This is a genomic window from Leisingera sp., assembly GCF_034669605.1.
Classification (GTDB): Bacteria; Pseudomonadota; Alphaproteobacteria; order Rhodobacterales; family Rhodobacteraceae; genus Leisingera.
The window spans coordinates 18,899-38,871 of record NZ_JAXMOX010000013.1 but is presented as its reverse complement, the minus strand read 5'-3'; the positions used below and the strand labels follow the sequence as shown (position 1 = coordinate 38,871).

General features: G+C 63.0%; 12 protein-coding genes and 1 pseudogene. 1 reads left to right on the top strand and 12 read right to left on the bottom strand.

Annotation, left to right across the window (positions count from 1 at the left end; all coding sequences use genetic code 11):
- On the top strand, positions 1-2,100 hold a 2,100-nt coding region (locus VOI29_RS02925), incomplete at its 5' end, for a serine/threonine protein kinase (RefSeq protein ID WP_323775942.1).
- Between the two features lie 82 nt (positions 2,101-2,182).
- Here VOI29_RS02925 and VOI29_RS02920 read toward each other — a convergent pair.
- The 12 genes and pseudogenes from VOI29_RS02920 to VOI29_RS02865 all read right to left on the bottom strand — a co-directional run bounded on the left by VOI29_RS02920 (position 2,183) and on the right by VOI29_RS02865 (position 19,962).
- Entirely contained in the window at positions 2,183-2,905 is a 723-nt protein-coding gene (locus VOI29_RS02920; RefSeq protein WP_323775941.1) for a PP2C family protein-serine/threonine phosphatase, read from the bottom strand.
- Entirely contained in the window at positions 2,905-3,585 is a 681-nt protein-coding gene (gene tagF, locus VOI29_RS02915; RefSeq protein ID WP_323775940.1) for a type VI secretion system-associated protein TagF, read from the bottom strand. The genes VOI29_RS02920 and tagF overlap by 1 nt, the downstream gene beginning before the upstream one ends.
- Complete coding sequence (tssM, locus tag VOI29_RS02910) at positions 3,585-7,157, bottom strand: type VI secretion system membrane subunit TssM (protein ID WP_323775939.1); 3,573 nt, start codon at positions 7,155-7,157, stop codon at positions 3,585-3,587. The genes tagF and tssM overlap by 1 nt, the downstream gene beginning before the upstream one ends.
- Entirely contained in the window at positions 7,154-8,578 is a 1,425-nt protein-coding gene (gene icmH / locus VOI29_RS02905; RefSeq protein ID WP_323775938.1) for a type IVB secretion system protein IcmH/DotU, read from the bottom strand. The genes tssM and icmH overlap by 4 nt, the downstream gene beginning before the upstream one ends.
- A gap of 14 nt (positions 8,579-8,592) precedes the next feature.
- The gene (gene tssK, locus VOI29_RS02900; RefSeq protein WP_323775937.1) at positions 8,593-9,933 is read right to left on the bottom strand and encodes a type VI secretion system baseplate subunit TssK; all 1,341 of its coding nucleotides are present in this window, start codon (positions 9,931-9,933) and stop codon (positions 8,593-8,595) included.
- 47 nt (positions 9,934-9,980) lie between these two features.
- Positions 9,981-11,456 carry a type VI secretion system-associated FHA domain protein TagH gene (gene tagH, locus VOI29_RS02895; RefSeq protein ID WP_323775936.1) on the bottom strand — a complete coding sequence of 492 codons (1,476 nt, stop codon included), beginning with the start codon at positions 11,454-11,456 and terminating at the stop codon, positions 9,981-9,983.
- An 8-nt stretch (positions 11,457-11,464) separates the two neighbouring features.
- Entirely contained in the window at positions 11,465-11,767 is a 303-nt protein-coding gene (locus tag VOI29_RS02890) for a PAAR domain-containing protein (RefSeq protein WP_323775935.1), read from the bottom strand.
- 15 nt (positions 11,768-11,782) lie between these two features.
- Positions 11,783-12,361: a DUF6931 family protein gene (locus VOI29_RS02885; protein ID WP_323775934.1), complete on the bottom strand. Its 579-nt coding sequence runs from the start codon at positions 12,359-12,361 to the stop codon at positions 11,783-11,785.
- A 39-nt stretch (positions 12,362-12,400) separates the two neighbouring features.
- On the bottom strand, positions 12,401-14,512 hold the full coding sequence (locus tag VOI29_RS02880) for a type VI secretion system Vgr family protein (RefSeq protein ID WP_323775933.1): 2,112 nt from the start codon (positions 14,510-14,512) through the stop codon (positions 12,401-12,403).
- A gap of 64 nt (positions 14,513-14,576) precedes the next feature.
- Positions 14,577-18,083, bottom strand: coding sequence for a type VI secretion system contractile sheath domain-containing protein (locus tag VOI29_RS24545; protein WP_416361473.1), 3,507 nt, complete (start codon positions 18,081-18,083; stop codon positions 14,577-14,579).
- A 531-nt stretch (positions 18,084-18,614) separates the two neighbouring features.
- Positions 18,615-19,115, bottom strand: a pseudogene (tssB, locus tag VOI29_RS02870) (type VI secretion system contractile sheath small subunit); the annotation flags it as partial.
- Positions 19,108-19,962 carry an ion transporter gene (locus VOI29_RS02865; RefSeq protein ID WP_323775932.1) on the bottom strand — a complete coding sequence of 285 codons (855 nt, stop codon included), beginning with the start codon at positions 19,960-19,962 and terminating at the stop codon, positions 19,108-19,110. The gene VOI29_RS02865 and the pseudogene tssB, both read right to left, overlap by 8 nt.
- Positions 19,963-19,973: the final 11 nt, after the last annotated feature.

Below are 19,973 nucleotides of genomic sequence, written 5' to 3'. Positions count from 1 at the left end.
GAATGCCTGCTGGGCCGCGGCGGCACCTCTCATGTCTATAAGGCGCGCTCGGAAATTTCCGGCAACCTGGTGGCGCTGAAGGTGCTGAAACAGGAACTTGCCGCCAACGAGGACTTCACCGTCCTGATGGCGCGCGAGGAAAATATCCGCGAAATCCGCCATGCTGCGGTGGTGCGCTATTCGGAAAATCACCGCACACCGGACGGCCATATCTATCTGCTGATGGACTATGTCGAAGGCCCCGGCCTCGACAAGCGTCTGAAACAGGGGCCGATGGCGGCTGAGGACCTGCTGGTGATTTGCCGCCGGGTGGCCCAGGGCCTGCAGGCGGCGCATGTCCGCAATATCGTCCACCGCGATCTGAGCCCGGACAACATCATTCTGCGCGGCGGCGATCCGGCCGAGGCCGTGATTATCGATTTCGGCATCGCCAAGGATACCAATCCGGGCGCCCAGACCATTGTCGGAAATGAGTTTGCCGGCAAATACTCCTATGCCGCACCGGAACAGATGAGCGGTGACACCGACGCCCGCTCAGACATCTATTCGCTGGGTGCGCTGTTGTTGGCCAACTTCCGCGGCGCGGCACCCAAGCTCGGCGCCAACCCCATGGAAGTGGTTGAAAACAAGCAAAAACCACTCGACACGGATGGCCTGCCTGAACCATTCAAGACCCTGATTGAGCGTATGTGCGCACCGGATCCGAACGCGCGGTTCCAGACTGCAGGTGAAGTTCTGGCCTTTCTGGACAATCCCGATGGCGGCAACCTGGGGGATGTGCTGGATGGCCCGGCTGAGGACGCCACCATCATCGTGCCGCAGACAAGCCAGCCCGCCCCGCCGCCGCCCGCCGCCAAACCGGTTCACCGGAAGGTTGACGAAAAAAAAGACGGCCGCGGCGGCCTTTGGGCGGTCCTGGCGGTTCTGCTGCTGCTCGGCGGCGGCGGGGCCGGCGCCTATTTCAGCGGCATGCTCGACAGTCTTCTCCAGCCGTCCTACCCCGTGGCCCGCCCTTATTCATTCATTGCAGAAAAGCCCGTCGACGGGCCGCTCCAGATCGTTGGCAACGTGCCGTCCGAGGCGGCACGGGAGGCCCTTCTGGCGCTGTCCCAGGATGCTGATCTGACGCTGGCCTCCGGCGCCATATCTGACACTTGGGGCACCGATGTGCTCGACACGGTCACGCCGCTTGAGGGTTTGCGCGAATGGCGCCTGGTGGTCAGCAACAACAAGGCGCGGCTCACCGGCACCACCGACGACGCGAATGTCGCCGAGACGCTGAACGAGAGGTTCCGCAACGGCCTGCCCGGCGCGCTGGAAGGCAAGGCCGAGATCCGGTTTGAGCTGCCGATGCTGCCGGTGGCCGAGGTCCAGGCGGTGATGGAAGCCTTTGCTGATTGCGGACCGCTGCTGCGGGACGGCAATGGCCATTACGACGGCTATGCGCCCAGCGATCCGGTGCTGGTCAGCGGCCGTGTCACCAGCACTGCCACCCGGCTTGAACTGTTCGATGCGCTTCGGGCACTGGCGCATGATCGCCAGGTGGTGCTGGATGTGGAGGTGCTGAACGACGCGCTTTGCGTTGTCGAACAGCATCTGCCCAAAGCCCCATCCGGCGGCACAAAAGTGGAATTCGCCGTTGGCGGAAGCAGCATCGAGCCCAATCCATCCGGTCGTTTCTTTGTTGGCGAAAACCCGGTCATAGACATCGTGCTGCCCGATCATGTGACCAAGGGTTACCTGACCGTGTCGATCCTGGATGTTTCGGGAAATGTGTTCCACCTGCTGCCCAATATCTCGCGCGAGGATAATTCCGTTGCCAGCCTGCGGGACGATGCCGCTGGCGAAGTTCCCGTCCGGGTCGCCTATAGTCTGGAAGAATCTGCCACCAGCGGCGGCATTGCTTTCAAGGTTGATGACAGCACCCTAGGCAAAAGCAAAGTATTGGTCCTGCATTCCTCGGAACCTCTGTTTGACGGCATGCGCCCGACCTCCGAAAGCGCGGTTGGTTTTGCCGAAGCATTGCAGGCCAGCTACGAGGCCGATTCCAGCCGTATCCGCTCGCTGGACAGCCGCATTCTGGTCACCGCCAAACCCTGATCAGGGACCCGGAGTTTCACGAAAGTTCCAAGCCGGAAAACTTGCGGTTTCCGCCCCGTTTCCTTGCGGGGAAACGGCGGCGTCACAGGACGTCAATCACCACAGCGGTAATATTGTCCGCACCGCCCCCGTTCAGCGCGATCTGGATCAACTGATCGCCGACGGTTTCCAGCGGTGTGCCGGTCAGCGCATCCTCCAGGATTTGAAAGGTGGCATATTTTGTCAGCCCGTCCGAGCAGATCAGAAAGCGGTCGCCAGGTTCCGTGTTGCCGCGGATCTTGTCGATTTCCAACTCCTGCCCAACACCCACAGCACGGGTGATCGCGTTGGATTGCGGATGCTGTTCCGCCTCGTCCCATGTCATTTTGCCGGCCAGCACAAATTCAGCCACAGCCGAGTGATCCTCGGTCAGCATTTCGATATGGCCGCCCCGCAACCGGTAGATCCGGCTGTCGCCGGCCCATAGACCGGCAAAATGCTGGTTCGCCATCACCAGCGCCGCAACAGTCGATCCTATTGTGCCGCCGCCACGGGCTTCGGCCTCCGCGCGGATCACCTTATGTGCGTTCTGTATTGCCTCCCGAAGCGCATGCATCCGCGCCGCGGGATCCAGGCCCAGCGGGATCGTGGCCGCCGCATCAGCGATCAGCCGGCTGGCATAGTCCCCTGCGTCGTGCCCCCCCATTCCGTCTGCGACAAGCCAGATATCATGCTCCGGCAGCGCCAGAACCGCATCCTCGTTGACCTTGCGTTTAAGCCCCACATGGGTCTGCGCGGTATAGCGGTATTTGCGCAATTGGTTCATCACAGCCCCTCCGCATCCGCCCAAACCGGCGCTGCTGGATCAAAAAGACCCAATGCGGTGCCGTCCTGCGGAAGACCTGTGCAGGCCAGTGTCCGCGGCACGCCATCCAGCATCGCCGTCCACAGGCTGCATCCAGTCAGCCTTTCGTCCAGCGCGGCATCCTCCAAGGCGCCAGACAGCACTTCCGACCCCTGGGCACCGGCCAAAACAAGGTCCCGGCGTTTGCCCGGCAATGGCGCCGCAGTCCGCATCCCCGGCACTGGAATACATGCAAGTGCTTCCGCCAGGCTGTCCTTGGTCATCGTATCCTCCAATGCATCCAGCGCCACATCCTCCAGCCGTTCGAACAGCGCCCCCTCGCCTAAATGGAGCACGGCAGCCGGACCATTCCCTGGCAGCGCCGCCATCAGCGTCAGCGGAAACCGCCGGCCAACCCGGTCGACCGAGGGCATCAGCACCCCGATTACCCTTTGCGCACCGGCCAGTCCGGCAGGCAGGGTAAACCGCCAGATCGGCGCGGTCATATAACAGGCATCAAAACCGGGACCATATGCCCCCCGCCCGTCCAGCATAACCTGCTGCAGCCAGGCATCCCAGACCCGCACAAACCCGCCCGGCGTGTTCAGCCGGAAGAAATCTCCGGCTGAAGGCATCTTACCAAATGCACCGAACCCTGCCATTACATCGACTTCGGACAGCTGAATTTTGCCATAGCCGGCAGGGCAAAGGGGTTAATCACCGACCCGGACTGCAGCTCGAACAGCGCCAGACGCCCGCCAACACGGAAGTTCACCCGCCGCCGGTCAGAGACATTGGTGCGCCGCACCTCAGCCGCATCCAGCAGCCGGAACCAGGCCCAGGGGCCATCGCGTGACATGGCATTCTCGGCGTCGCGCTTCTTAGGCAAAAGGGTGATCCGCGCCAGCCCGACCGACCCCGGCCAAGTCACGGCCACAGGCGTCGGTGCGCCGGACCGGTGATTATAGGCCACTTTTGTGCCATCGATCTCCAGCACCACCTCCTTCGCCTTCGGGTCCAGCGCATTGACGGTGATCTGGAACTGCACCGCCGGCTGGGCCCCGCCGGCAAAGAACGCTTCCTTGATCTCGGAGGCATATTGCATCTGCTGCAGCACCGCCGGGCTGATGCCCAGATCCACGTCATTCACCCGTTTCCAGGTCCAGGGACGGCTGCGGGTATCGACGTATTTCAACAGCTGATCATTGAAAAAACCGTCAATCATCCCGCCTGGGGCAAACAGCTTGGCAAAATCCGCCATTGCCACATCGGCGCGGGCCGAGCGGTTGAACGGGTAGCGGTTCGACAGCGCCTGTTCGCAGAACGGCAGCACCGCCGATTGCCAGCGCGCATTGATCGACGCCCGGGTGCCTTCCGAGGTGATCCCCGAGGAGCCCGCCGAGATTTGCGTCGCCCAGCGGGGCAGCGGCCCGCCCATCCGGCTGGCGGTCTGCTGGAACTGCAGCAGCGCCTGGCCGCTTTGCCCGCCCGTGGCGACGCCAGAGAAGGACATTTTGTTCAGCTCCTGATAGACCTGCTGCAACTGCCCCATCAGGTCATCCAGCTGCGAGGGCTGGCCTTCGGGCCGGTTCACCAGATTGAACAGCCATTCGAACCGCTCCTGCACATAGGCGCCCGGCGGTTTTGCAGCCTGACCAGGTGCATTCTCCGCCGAACTGACCAGCGCTTCCAGCAGGATCTGGCCCTGGATCGACAGGTTGGACCGTGCCTCGATCGCCGCCACATTCTGGGCGCCGGCCGCGAGCGACCCCGCATCCAGCACCGATTTGTCCTCGTCCAGCCGGGTTTCCGAACCGACATCGGTCAGAATGTTGACGATGGGCGAGGTCGGCCCGGACAGCACGTTGGTCACTTCCACCGCATGGGACAGCGACTCCAGCGGGATGATGTCAATATCGCCCAGGATCTGGTCATAGCGGCTGATGTAATCGTTGTAATACAGGTCCAGAACGTCGCGGCTCAGCTTCAGCAGCACCGCCTTGTTCTGGGCCGTTTCGTTTTGCTCACCCAGCACCCAGGCTTCACGGTGCACCCGCTCGGCAACGCTGACAGCCTCCGGCAGGAACACATTGTGGAAACCGTCATAGGTAAAGATACCCTCGATCCCCTCGTTCAGCGGTTTGCCGGAACTGCGCACCAGCACCCGCGTGACAGACGGTCCGCCAACGTCGGTGATCCGCCACTTCGGCAGGCTGGTGGCTTTTGGAGAGTTCAGGATGCCGTTATAGACGCGCTGCGCCAGCGGCATTTCCGACAGGATGTTCTGCGCCTGGGCAATCAGCGGTCCGTTCAGGGCAATCTCCTCCATCGGCTGGGACAAAAGCGCGGTCAGATGGTCCATCAGATCCGCCCGCAACTGGTTGCGGGCGATGCCGGGATAGGCAATCCGCTCCCAGTCCAGCCGCATCCATTCCTTGACGAGATCCTGGTTCATCGGCCCCTGCAGGCCCAGCATCAGATAGATCTTCAGCGCCTCATACAGCGTGTCGGGATTGTTTATATTGCCTTCGATCTGCTGCTCCAGCCGCACCAGCAACCGCGGCAGCAAACGCCGGTTCAGCGCCCCACGGTAGGTCTGTGCCGCCTGAGTGCCGATCACCTCGCCCTGATACAGGCCATAGGTCATCGCCCTGTCAGGCTCCGGATCCGACAGCACCGGATTGCCCGGCATGTCGCGCAGATTATTCAACGCAGCGGCCACCGGCACCAGATCAGTGTCGCCGACCGGGCTGGGCGGCAATTGCGCCGCGGCGGCCTGATAGGCGGCAACCTGGCCTTCGGCCTGGGTAATCAGATCGGTGTTCTTCAGATAAGAGCGCACCCAAAGCGCCCCCATTGCAACTGCCACCAGCACAGTCGCGGTGATCGCAATCCGGCGGGTCCAGCGGTAGCGCCGTTCCACCTTGTCATCCGCCGACACAAGTCCGGCCTCTGGAAACATCACACTTTCAAACAGCCGGGTCAGGAAGAATGACCGCCCGGTGCCATGCCCAGTGCCAATCGCCTGCCGCCCGATGCCGAAAGTCTGCGCCATGCCCAGCATCAGCCGGTCGATCGGCGTGCCTTCCTGGGTGCCCGAGGTAAAGTAAATCCCCCGCAGCATCTGGCGCTGTTCATAGCGGTTGTCCTGGAAAACCTCCGTCAGGAAGTCGCGCGCCACCCCGCGCATCGAGGCGACCTGCGCCGGAAAACCAGCGATCAGCGCCCGCCGCTGATGGTCGGTCTCGGTCTGCATCTTCTCCAGAAGCTGCGCATTGATCTGCCCCAGCAGCAGACCGAATTCCTCGTCAAACCCGGCAATCGGCGGCTGTTCCTTCTTGCCTTTGGGCAACGACAGCGTGAAGCCCCAGACCTGCTCGCGGTCTTCCTTGCCAAGCGAGTCATGGAACTCCTGGAAGCCGGCAATCAGGTCCGCCTTGGTGAACAGAACATAGACCGGAAAACGCACGCCCAGCTTTTCGCGCAGCTCCGCCAGGCGGCGGCGCACGGCGGCAGCATGGCTTTTCTGGGTAATCTCATCCTGCAGCGACAGATCCGACAATGAAATCGCAATGATCGCACCGTTGATCGGCTGCCGCTTGCGGTATTTCTTCATCAGCCCCAGAAAGCCCAGCCAGGCGGCATTGTCCGCCTCGGCATCGCTTTCCTGCGTGGTGTAACGCCCGGCGGTGTCGATCAGCACCGCGTCATTGGTGAACCACCAGTCGCAGTTGCGGGTGCCGCCGACGCCGCCGATCGCGGCCTTGCCAAGTTTCTCGGCCAGCGGGAACTGCAGGCCGGAATTGACAATCGCCGTTGTCTTGCCCGCACCCGGCGGGCCAATCATGATGTACCACGGCAGATCGTTCAGGTGACGCCGCCCGCCCTTGGACTTGCGCAGCTCCTTCATCGCGTTCTTGAACTTGCCGCGCAGCTCGCCGATTTCCTCGGACAGCACATCATCTTCCGATGTATCCACCGCCTCGGCGATCTCCTCGGTCATCTCCTTGTCCTTGCGGCGCCGCCGCCAGAAGATGATGCCAATGGTGATGAAATACAAAAGGAAGATCACCCCGATGGTGATCAGCCGCGACATCACGCTGTCAAACGGACGCCACTCCCCGCCGCCGATGAACGGCGCGAAAAACCATACACAGGCCGACAGCACCGCTGCCAGGACCAGCAGGATGGTGTAGATCGACCGGAACAGGGGAAAGATATAACGGCGGATCATCCTTCAACCTCCTGAACCAGCAGGATTTCGATCCTGCGGTTCTTGGCCCGCCCTGCGCGGGTGCTGTTGTCTGCAATCGGTTCCTTGTCGGCGCGTCCCTCGGCCGACAACCGGTCCGGATCGGTCATCACCTTGGCCATCCCTGCCATCACCGATTTCGCACGCGCCAGCGACAGCGCCATGTTGGATGGGAATCGGGACGAGCGGATGGGAATATTGTCGGAATGGCCCGCCACGATGATCTTGCCCTTTTCGTCATTCAGCGACTCTGCCACCCGGTTCACCGAGGTCCGGAATTTCTGGCTGAGCTGGTCCGAGCCGGAACCGAACATGCCGGAACCGGCCAGCCGGATAATCAGCGTGTTGCCCTTCTGGAAGACCTGCACGATGCCTTCCTTGATCTCCGGCTCCAGGAAGCCGGTGACCTTGGCGATTTGTTCTTCGGTCGTTGGCGCGGTTGGCGGCGGCGGCGGCGGTGGCGCGCGCCGTTCCAGCTCTGCCTTGGGGCCGGAATCGACAATCGTCAGCTGCCCGACCACATTCTCGGTCTTGTTCGACAGCATCCAGCTGAGACCCAGGAACTGCAACGCCAGCACCGCCGCGGTGGCTGCCAGGGTGATCCACACCAGCCGCCAGACAGACAGCGCCTTGAACGGTTTGACCAGGCCTTCCCAATGCGGTGACAGATCGCGCTCCACCGGGCCGCGCTGATTCCGGATGATCCGGGCCAATGCGCCGCGGATCTGCATATGTTTCTCTGAACCGCCCTCCTCCACCCGCAAACGGCCCTCAAACCCCAGCGACAGGCACATGTACAGGAATTCGAGCATATCGATATTGCCGCCCGGCTCCTTTTCCAGCCGCGCCAGCAGGTCATAAAACCTGTCGCCGCCAACCACCTCCCGGTGGAAGGTCGCGACCATCGACTGCAGCCCCCAGGCGGATTGCCCGCCCCAGGGCGTGTTCAGGACCACGTCATCCAGGGTCGCGCACAGCGCATAACGCGCGATCTTCACGGTCTGCGCAGCAATGCCCGCCTGCAGCGCGCGGTTTTCAAACGCCCGCACCTCGGCCACCACATTCTTGCGCAAACCATCGGGGTCCATATGCTGGGCCCGGTTGCGGATGCGGGAAATCAGCGCAAACAGGGTCGAGGCACAGGCCGTGAGCTGGTTCATCCCCGTCAGCGCCATCTTCGGCGCCTTCGCCCCGCCTGCGGCAGCCTGCGGCCTCGGTGCAGCCGCCTGCGGCACGCCATAGGCATCCAGCTCCGGCTCGGCAGTCTGTCCTGCCGCAGGCTGGACCTGCGGTGTCTCCGGCTGCTGCACCGGCGTTGCCGGCCGCCGCCCGCCAGGGTTCGGCTTGATCACCGTCTTATCGGTATCCCCCGGTTCGGCAAAGGGATCGTCATAATCAGCCATCTCAGCATTTTCCCTTATGCATTACGGATCGCCCAAAGCTCCATCTTAAGCCCCGGATACTGGCCCGACACATGCACCGCGATGCCGCCCGATGTGGTCATCTTGCGCCAGTAGGGGCTGTCCGCATCCATCTCGAAGTAGACAACGCCGGAATGATAGGGGATCTGCCGCGGTGCCACTGGCAAGGGCCGCAGCGTGATCCCCGGCAGGGCGGAATTCACCAGCTGGCGGATTTCCTCCACCGGGCCGATCTTGGCCTGGCCCGAGAAATGCTTGCGCACGTCCTCGGCCGGGATGTCGGCACTGACCGCCAGCACAAAACCGGCATTACCCAGCAGTTTGCGGTCGGCAATCACCCCGACCGAGATGCCGTATTTGCGCGCCTCCAGCTTGATCGGGATCGCGGTCTGCTCCAGCACCGAGCTGAGATACTGGCGCAGCACCCGGATCACCGGGGCAAAGCACTCGACCAGGTTGTCATGGGTATAGGGCGGAAACTCCGGCGCCTGTTTTTCGGTCGACATGAACACCGACAGTTCCCCGGCCAGCCCGGCGCAGGCGGTGAACAGGCGTTCGGGGTGCAGATTCTCGATATTGCGCAGGTGGCGCACCTGCGGCAGCATCCGGTTGACCACCGCCAGCAGCATGAAATCCGACACATCCGCTACCCCGCGGGCACCGCCCGCTTCCGACAAGCGGCCTGCCAGCGCTTCCATCCGGTGCGCCAGCAGCCCCTCCAGTTCGCGCAGGAAACCGCTAAGCGCAGGGGCCGCCCGCACATCCAGGCAAGCCGGGACAAAGGCCTGGTCCAGCACGATCTCCTTGTCCGGGCGTACCTCGATGATGCGCGCCACGGGGATCGCCAGCAGATCGGCCAGGTCATCCACCTCCAGCGCGAACTGCAGACGCATCTTGCCCACATCCAGCTCCACCGGCTTGCGCTCGGTCGAGGTCACATCGGTCACTTCCTGCTTGTCCGGGCGCAGCCGGCTGGCGGATCGTTCGGCGCCGCTCAGATCCACTTCGGTGGCGCCCTGGCGGCGCTGCGGCACGGTCATGTAGACGATGCAATCCTTGATCGTCGACGGCACCTCCATCGCCGGCGGATGCGGATCCGCCATCGGCACCCGGAACACCGTGCCGTCATGGGTCAGCCCTTCACAGGACTTGACCGCGAACTGGCCGATTTTCAGCGCCTCATGGTCGATCTCCAGCCCGTTGACGCCCCAGGCATAAGGGCTGAGCCGCCGCGCCAGCCCGGCAACCAATGCCTCGGTATACCGGTCGGACTGCTGGAAGTGATGCGGCTGCAGAAACAGCCCCTCCGTCCAAAGTACTTTACTGTCCCAGGACACCGGGATCTCCTCTCAGTTGCGGGCACGCGCCAGCGGCGCGGTGCGCATCAGTCCTTCAGCCTGTCCAGCTGATCCTTGTAGGCACGCGCGAACTCGCGGCTGAACAAGTCGTGAAAATCATTCTCAGCCTGGTCGGATATCTCTGCATAAAGCTGTTCATAGACGTCCCAGTATTGTGCCTTTTTGCCTCGCAAAAGACCCTTGAGGCCGCCTTTGGTTTCGATCTGGCCTTCCAGCGCCTTGGGGTCGAGCCGCTTCAGCACGCCTTTCAGCGCCGCCTCCATGCCGGTGACCATCGCCACCTCATGCGCCTTGATGTCGCGCAGCGCTTCTTCGGCAGCGGATTCCGGGCTCAGGTAGCCTTTGGTCGCCGGGCGGACCATCGCTTCAACCGCCTGTTCAGGCGTGATCGAGAATTTCAGCGGATTGTTTCCGCCGGCCGAGATCATCGTCTGCTCAATCCGGAATTCCGACTTGATCGAGGTCCGCGTCATCAGGATTTCGCGCAGGCCGGTGACCAGGGTCCGCATCACCCGGCCCATGCGCGCCATGGTGCTGGCCTGTTCCGCCGGATCGAGGCTGACTTCGGCGCCCGCGCCCTTCAGGAACGCGGCCACCGCGTCCTGCGCCTGCGCCGGAGGTGCTGCCGCGGGTCCAATGGTTTTCGCTTCCCCGGCAGCCGTATCCTGCACCGGCGGTATCTCGGTCGGCGGCGCAGGCGGCACTTCCGGCGGTGGTGCTGCGGGCGGAGTTTCCGGCACCGGGGAGGGAACCTCGCGCGGCGGCGGCACGGGTTGCGGGTCGGGGTCAGGCGCCGGGGTTTCCGGCTCGCCTATACCGGACAGGAAATCATCGTCCCAATCGTCCGGGATCATATTGGACTGCGCTGCACGCACTGCAAACCCGTCCGAAGCGGCCGGGTTGTGGTTGGCAAGACTCGCGCCCTCCCCCTCACGCCCGTCGCTGGCTTTTTGAAAGAAGGGATCTTCTTCCTCGCCCAGGGGCGGCAGCAGCTCATCAATCGGATCCACCGGGTTCAGCTGTGCAGGCCCCTTCAGCCCCTCGCCCAGCAGATCATCCAGGAAATCACCGCCCGGCCCGGCATCTTCCAGCAGCTGCAATGGGTCCGGCGCATTGGCGGCATTGCCGTGCGAGGCCGCCCCCTGCGCGGCGGGTGCTGCAATCATGCCGCCGATATCCGCCAGATCGTCGCGGATTTCCACCACCAGCTCATAGTTGCCGACGCACAGCACATCCCCGTTATTAAGCGGCGTCGGCGTGCGGCCCAGCGGGATCTTGGAATAGTTCAGAAAGGTGCCGTTCGAGCTGAGATCAACCACCACCACATTGCCGTTGTGATCCTCGATTACGCAATGATTGCGCGACAGCTGCTGATCGGGGTCGGGCAGCACCAGATCGCAGCTGGCGCCGCGTCCCACTGTCAGGCTCGGACCCCGCATTGGAACAGGGGCCGCATCGCCGGGCATCGCGCCCGAGCTCTGGAATTTCAGCGTCACTCCCATTTTTGGGCCTAACCTCCCACCAGCACGGTGAATTCACCCTTGACGACCATGCCGCCGCAGGCGGTGTTGTCCAGGATCCGCGCGGCCGGCATCTTGTTGATCAGCACTGTGGCAGAGCCTTTGATGATCGGATGCGGCGCGGGCGCGGCGGTGCACATATCCCCAAGACGGGCGGCCGGCAGCTTCGCCACCAGCACTGTCACCGCGCAGGGCGGCAGGATCGGTGTCGGTACCGGCAGAACCGGCGGCGGCGGGGTTGAGGGCAGCATGCAGGCATGCAAATCCGTCATCCGGGCCTGTGGCATTCCCATACCTTAAATCCTCCCTCAGCTATGCGTTGCCGCTTCCGGCACCTGAACCACCTGTCCCTTGCCGCCACGCGCAATATCCAGCGCCCGCTCTATCAGAACGCCGCCGTGTTCTTCAAACTTATCAGACAATTGACCCAAGGCCACCATATTCATGGCAAAGGCCGCCGCCTCAGACGCCCCTGCCGGGGCCGGATATTGATTCAATTCTCCCGGTCCCAGCGTTCCGGCCGCATATAGCACCGCCAGCGCGCAGTTCACCGTGTCATCATCCACATAGGCATGATCCAGGGTGATGCGCGCCTTGTCGCGGTTTTCCTCCGATGGCTCAAACACCCAGGTCTCCGACGCCGTCAGCGAGGCCGGATCCTGGTCCGAACGCGGCCCGATGTAGTCGCGTGCCGCCAGGCAGGCCCACCACACCCGCTCCCGCGGGGGCAGCAGCACCGCCAGAAGCCGCAGCAGATCGACCAGCGCGCCCTTGCGGTCCAGCTCCTCCAGCACCACGCCTGCCTGCGCCGTCGGCGGCGCCTCCAGCGGAGTTTTCAGGATGACATTTGCCCGCGACAACAGCTTGGCCACCGGGTCAGCGGGCATTTTCACCAGCTTTTCAAATCTTGCCGACATCTGCATCACCTAGTTGATCATCGTGAGGCCGCCCTTCAGGGTCAGCATGGCCTCGCCTTTCACGGTGGTCATCGGCGCCTTGGCCTCAACCATTCCAGAACCTTCGATCTTGATCATCGGCCCATTGATCGTAACACCGGAATTGTCGATCTTGATCGAGGAAGGACCCACGGTCAGCTTGATCTCCTGGCCCGCAGTCATCGCGATCTTGCCCGCGGTCACGTCCACGGTCAAATTGCCCAGCGACACAGTCTCCGTGTGGTTGCCCTGGGCGATGGTTTCGGTCAGATTGCCGGTATCCACGTCCAGGGTCATGTTTCCGGTCTGGATATTCTCGGACTTGTCGCCGGTTTCCACCACCTCGGTGCGGTCGCCCTCATGCACGGTTTCCGTCATGTGCTGCTGAACCGTGAACACATAGCTCTTTTCATCGGCGCCGGTCACTTCCGGGTCGGGCGCATCCATGCCAACCGTCACCGTCGAGCGGTCCTTGACCAGCATCTGATGATCCTTCTCGGCCTGCACCCGCATCAGTTCGCTGTCCTTCTTATCATCGAACATCAGCTCGTTATAGCCGCCGCCCCCCTTGGAGGAGTTGGTCTTGATCCCCAGCTGGGTCTGATCGTCGGGATAGGTATAGGGCGGCATGGTTTCCGCGTTGTAAAGCATCCCGGTGCAGATCGGCCGGTCCGGATTGCCGTCCTCGAACTGGATCACAACCTCCTGGCCCATGCGCGGGATCGCCACCATGCCCCAGTTCTTGCCGGACCAGGGGGTCACCACCCGCACAAAACACGACGAGGTTTCATTGTCCTTGCCTTCGCGGTCCCAATGAAATTGGATCTTGATACGCCCATGCTCGTCGGTCCAGATCTCTTCACCATCCTGGCCGACCACGGTCGCGGTCTGCAGCCCCTGCACTTCCGGCCAGGGGGTCACCAGCGGCGCCCGGAACTGATCGGACTTCAGGATCGCGCTGAAGGTCGAGGCATAGACGTCATGCTCCATCTCTTCGGGCACATCCATATTCTTCGGTTTCAGATCGCGGCGCATGGCGCCCTTGGTCGCAACCTTCTCCGTCTTCTGGCTTTCCCGTTCGCCGTAATCCCAAGCCACCTTGATATGGTGCTCAGTCTCAATGACCAGATATTCCTTGTTGTTTTCCTTCACCGGGTGCTTTTCCATCGTGAAGGTGCTGCCGGTGCCAAGCGTCGCCACGCTTGATGCACCGCGCCAGCGGATGTGCTTGATCGCCTCCGCTTCCATCCGCACCCGCGACCGCTTGTCCCCCAAGGGCGTCTTGGACGGATAACGGCCCTGGTAGTCGTACACTTCGTAGTTCTTGTAGGAGTGGTTCCCCTTGGCAATCGCGGTGGCCGCCGTCAAATCCGCCGAGGGCGTCTCAAAGTTGAAATCATTCAGCGTGACCTTGCCGCGGGTGAGGATTTCCTCCTTGGCCCATTCCGAGATATGCTCTTCGCGGCGGCGGTCACTGTCGTCGCGGGCATGGAATTCAATCGCCGCGCCGCCCTTGATGGGAGAATGTCCGCTGACCCCATCGCACAGCACCAGCTTCTCCCGCGCGGTATCGCCGGCCGGGCTGTCGAAGTAGAAGTAAATCCCCTCTTCCTCCATCAGCCGGCTCAGAAAGGCATAATCGCTCTCCCGGTACTGCAGGCAATATTCGCGCGCTTCGTAGGAATCGCTCAGCTTGTCGGTGAAATCGCTGAAGCCGTGCTCGCTGAACAGCTGCTTGATAATATCGACAGAGGTCTTTTCCTGAAAGACCCGCAGATCGCTGGTCCGCGTCAGCAGCCAGAACCAGGGGCGCACCTCCGCCACATACATCTCATACCCGTTGCGGAAGCCCAGATACTCGACCGAAACGCACAGCCCGTTGAATTGATGCTCGGTCTGTTGCCGCATCACATGCACATTCATCTGCTTGCCGACCAGATCCTGCAGCTTGGGCTGGCTCTTGGTTGCGGCAAATTCGATCGTGGTCTCGGTCAGCTTGCTCAGCCCTTCGCGCACAATCGCACGGCTCATCTGCAGCCCGTCGGTGGAATATGTCCCCGACATCCAGGCGAGGTCGTTTTCATGGCCCTTGCTTACAACCATGGGTCCTCCTTTCCGCGACGGGAACCGGGCCGGAAATCGCCGGCAGTGTTCTCAAACATCCGCATCATAAATCATCCAAAAGCGCGGCGAGGTCTGCATCCATTTCGCCGTCGTCGTCATCGTCATCGCCGTCGTCCCCGAACGACGCCAACAGGTCGTCCAGATCCCCAAGACCATCGTCATCCCCGCCGCCGTCTCCAGGATCCAGATCATCAAGGCCGGGATCATCCCCATCATCTCCGCCCAAATCCAAATCGAGATCCAGGTCATCGCCGTCCTCGGTCTCGCCCGCAGCAGTTGCCGGTTCCGGCATTCCCCGCGGATCAGGCGGCGAGGGCTCCGGCGCCGGCAAGCCGGTCCAGGGCCCCAGAATCTCGCTGCCCTTTAGCGAATTGAAAGAGGTCAGCCGCACCTCGTCCCGCCCCTTGACCGCGCTCACCGCCATGAACCCGCGTTCTTGCGCCAGTGCAATCTTGTCCAGGTCAATATTGCGCTCGGTGCAGGGCAGCGCCACTTGGTCGCCGAACTTGTCGTTCACATAATGATAGGGCATCTCCCCCAAAGTCATGATTTTACCCAGCTGCAGCGACGGCCCGTTCTCACGGAACGACCGCCCCAGCAGGATTGCCACCAGCACCACCGGATTGGCCCAAAGCATGCCCTTCAGACCTTCTGTTTCGGTAAACTCCTCAAAATCCAACTCATAACAAGGTTCGGTCTTCTCGCCATAGGGGCGCCGCAGCAGGAACCGCGGGCTGATCAGCCCCAGATGCCCGGCCTCCGCCATGCCCTGCAGCGTATCCCAGGCGTCCGCGACCAGCTTGGGCCGCTCCGCCTTCGGCGTCTTCAGGAACTCCGGCGAAATCGCGGCAAAGAACGGCGCATCCACATGCGCCGCCACCCGCGCAATTCGGCCCAGCAGCTCCGCATGCGGCGGCGTCTCTTCAAACTGATACATGCCGATCAGCGCCGAATAGCCGCCGCGCCCGGTCTCCTCGTCCAGCGGCGCACCGGTCAAAAGCCGCGCAATCCCGGTTTTCGACAGATCTTCTTCCGCCGCCAGATCCGCCGCCAATTCCTCGGCCGAGATGTCATACAGCATCACATCCAGCGTATCGTCGGCCTCGATCGAGCGCGCCATCAGGTCCAGCGAGCGCCACTGCGCCTCCACCGACTGGAATTCAGGATGGTGCAGCACCAGCCGCATCGCGTGCCCCAGCGCTTCATCCACCGCTTTCTGCATCGCCGCCGCATCCGGGTCCGGCAGCGCCCGGATATGCGGGCCGACGATCCGCGCCAGCAACTCCTCCACCGGCGAGGCCGGGCGCGGGGTGATGCCGGTTGCCCCGATCAACTTCTGAAACGCGCTCAGCCGCCTGTCGGCCGGCACTGAATTGCCCGCCGAGGTCCGCTTCGGCGCCCGCGCCCTGGTGCCGTATTTCTCAGCCCAGGCCTTCAGCGTGCCCGCCGCATGGTCCGCGGTCGCACCGCTTTGCAGCTGTTTGCGCAGTCCCGCCAGCTCAGAAAACAGCTCAACGTTTTCATACAGCTCATCCGGGTGCAGCCCGTCCAGATCCTTCAGCTTCACCGCAATCCCGGCATCCTCTTTGCCGATCGGCAGCACCAGCTCGGTCGCAAAGCTCTCGATCACATCCTCGACCGTGTCAGGATCCAGCAGGATCGCTTTGCGCGCCGCCAGACCATCGCCGGTCTCCAGCTGGCCCTTGGCCGCGCGGCCTGAGAAATCCCCCAGAATGGCCAGCCGGAACCGCTTGCGCTCCAGCTTCTGCAGGTCAGGGCGGTCCGCGCTCAGGGTGCCATAAGCGAATTCAGGATCATCCGGCACGTCAACCGCCGCAGCCTCTGCCGCGGGGTCACCCTCCCCGGCGTCCAGATCTTCTAAAAGCGCGCCCAGATCTTCGCCGCCCGCGTCTCCGGCATCCTCGCCATCACTAGCAGGATCTCCCAGCAGATCATCAAGATCCATATCCCCGTCATCGCCCATCAGGCTGTCCAGGTCGGACTCCGCATCCCCCAGATCGCCAAGCAGAGCATCCAGGTCATCCTCGGCACTGCCGTCATCTGCCGCCTCTTCCGCCGAAGCCTCCTCGCCGAGGCCTGCCAGCAGACCGTCCAGATCGCCCCCCTCTTCCTCGCTGCCGAGATCACCCAGAAGATCATCAAGGCTGGCATCCTCCGCCGCCTCTGCGCCGTCTTCCTCCAGACCGCCCAGCAGCGCATCCAGATCATCTTCGGCGGCGGCATCATCGTCCAAACTGCCTAGCAGATCATCAAGACTGCTGTCGTCTTCATCTTCAGCCGCGGCATCTTCCGGCTCGTCCAGACTGCCCAGCAAGCTGTCCAGATCATCGCCGCCCTCCGCGTCCCCGCCATCAACAAGCGCATTCAGTTCGGAACTGTCCTCATCTGCGGGCGCTGAACTATCCAATCCGCCCAGCAAATCACCCAAGCTGCTGCCATCCTCCGCTGCATCCACGGATGGCTCTTCTTCCAGTCCCCTCAAAAGCGCATCGGGATCTTCCGCGGATACAGGCTCATCCTCGTCAGTCAGGTCTCCCAAAAGACTGTCCGGAGCATCATCGCCGGCCGGCGCCTCCGCTTCCTCTCCACCCTCCGGCAAGGCATCCGGTTCCAGGAGTGCGCTGTCAGCCCCGCCGGCGTCTTCGTCTTCGCCCAGGCCCGCCAGTATGTCATCCGGGACGTCCTCCGCCGCGTCCTCGCCAAGCGCATCACCGCCAAGATCCGCAAGCAAATCATCCAGACCGCCGTCCCCGGCATCGTCCTCCGGTTCTTCCAGACCGCCAAGGATACCGTCCAGGCCATCCTCCTTCACTGGCGCGTCCTCCGGAAGATCCTCCACCAGCCCGGCCAGCACGTCGGCCGCACTGTCCCCGCCGTCAGTTTCCTCGGGCGTTTCAAGGCTGTCCCGCACCGCCCCCAGATCTTCAGCAGTGTCTTCATCCTGTTCCAGGCCGCCCTCCAGCAAGCCTTCGAGAATATCACCGGCCTCGTCTTCCGCCGTTTCTGCAGTCTCGGCCGAGGCCAGGCTGTCCAGTGCATCCTCTGCCGCGCGGCCGGTGTTTTCCTCCACCTCAGCATCGTCCAGCAGGCCGTCCAGAACGGCGTCCAGGCTGCCTTCCTCAACATCGTCTTCGCCCGCTGTTTCAGCCAGGCTGTCCAGCACCGCAGCGGCTTCGCCGCCGTCATCCTCTGCCTCCGGCGCAACATCTGAAAGTTCACTCAGAACGCCGGCAACATCTTCGGTCCCGTCCTCGGCGATCTCCACCGAGGCCAGGCTGTCCAGAGCGGCCCCCGCCGTGTCATCGCCGCCGCCGTCCGCTTCGATCGCGGCCAGTTCATCCAGAACCGATGCGGTCTCATCAGCCGCATCCGCGTCCGGAACATCTGCCGCCGCCAAACTCTCCAAGGCGGCACCCGCGGTATCGTCTTCCGCTTCATCCTCCGCCGCCGTATCTGCCTGCTCCGGCACATCAATATCTGCGAGCGAGTCCAGAACACCGGAATGATCTTCCCGTTCAGTTTCCGCCATTTCCACGGCTGCAAGACTTTCCAGCGCCGCCCCTGACGCATCCTCCCCGCCAGCGTCCGCGGGTTCCTGCGCCGCCAGCCCGGCCAGCACATCGCCGGAGGTATCGGCTTCCACCGCTTCAGGCAGCTCCGCCTGCGCCAACCCCTCCAGAACTGTGTCCGCCCCGTCCTCTTCTTTCGTTTCCGGCACGCCGCCCGCAGCCAAAGCCGCCAAGGCATCCGCCGCGTCGTCCCGCGGTTCGGGGTCTGCCGGTGCGGCGGCGCTCAGCCCGGCCAGCACGTCAGCGGATGCATCTTCGCTTGCAGCATCCTCGGGGGCCGCCTCCCGCAAACCTTCCAGAACCCCCGCCGAGGCATCCTCAGCCGCCTGATCTTCCGGCGCCGCGTCGCGCAGCGCGTCCAGAACTCCGCCGGACGTATCTTCGGGGGCCGCAGCCGCCGGTGCCGCAGCCGCAAGTCCGGCCAGCACATCATCGCTGCTGCCGGCCTCTTCCCCGGGCAGCTCCAGGTTGCGCAGGCTTTCCAAGGCCGCCGCGCTGCCCGCATCCCCCGGCGGCGCCGACACCGCCGCCAGCAGCGACGGATCGTTCAGGATCGTCTCGATCAGCGTCTCAGCGCCGGTCTTGCCGTCCATATAGGCCATCAGATTCTGCAGTTGGGTGCGCGCCTCCAGCAGCGGACGCAGCGCATCCACCTTGGCGGCAATGGCCCCCGGCGAAAAATCCGCCAGGCTTTCAAACGTCAGATCAACCGCCAGATTGCCCTCTCCGGTCAGCGTGTTGGGAACCGTGAATGCCGCGCGCGGCGCCAGCGATTTCATCCGCTCGTCAAAATTATCGACGTCGATTTCCAGAAACTTGCGGTCGGCAACCGCGGGCTGCTCGACCGTGGATTTGCCTGCCAGGTCGCTCATCACCCCCATCACAAAGGGCAGCTGCACCTTTTTCTCGGCGCCATAAAGCTCCACGTCATATTCGATCTGAACACGCGGCGCCCGGTTGCGGGCGATGAATTTCTGCGAGCTGTCAGCCATCGTCCCGCCCTTTCATCTGCGCGATCTCCGCCCTCAGCGCCTTGATTTCCTCGTGCAGCTCAAGGACATGCGCATCCACCACGTCAGTCTCCGATTTGACCAGATCGCGCAGCTGCTCGAATTCGGCCTCGGCCTCCGCTTCCACCGCCGACTGCATGGTGTTGACCAGCAGGCCGATGAACAGGTTCAGGACCGAAAACGCGGTGATCACGATGAAGGGCACAAAGAACGCCCAGGCGAAGGGAAATTCCTTCATCACTGGACGCACGATACCCATCGACCAGCTTTCCAGCGTCATGATCTGGAACAGCGAATAGAGCGACCTCCCCAGGGTGCCGAACCAGGCGTCAAAGGTATCGCCGTACATCAGCGTCGCCATCACCCCGAACACATAGAACACGATCGAGATCATCACGATCACAGCCCCCATGCCCGGCAGCGCGTCCAGCAGCGCCTGCACCACCGCCCGCATCTGCGGCACCACCGACAGTAGCCGCAGGGCCCGCACCACGCGCAGGCCGCGCAGCGCCGACAGGCCCTGGCTGTCCGGCAGCAGACCCACCGACACCACCACGAAGTCGAATATGTTCCAGGCCGAGGTGAAAAAGCGCAGGCCATAGGCAAAAAGCTTCAGCGCCAGCTCCGCCACAAAGATGCCCAGCACCACCCGGTCGATCACATCCAGCAGACCGCCGGCATGGGCCTGGACAGTATCAGAGGTGCCCATTCCCAGGGTGATCGCGTTGAAAATGATCACCCCCAGAATGGCGTTGGTCACCCATGTGCGCTCAACAAATTCCCGGGCCCTGTCCCGGAGCGTCACTGCGGTTTGCGCGCTGCTGTCCAATACAATTCTCC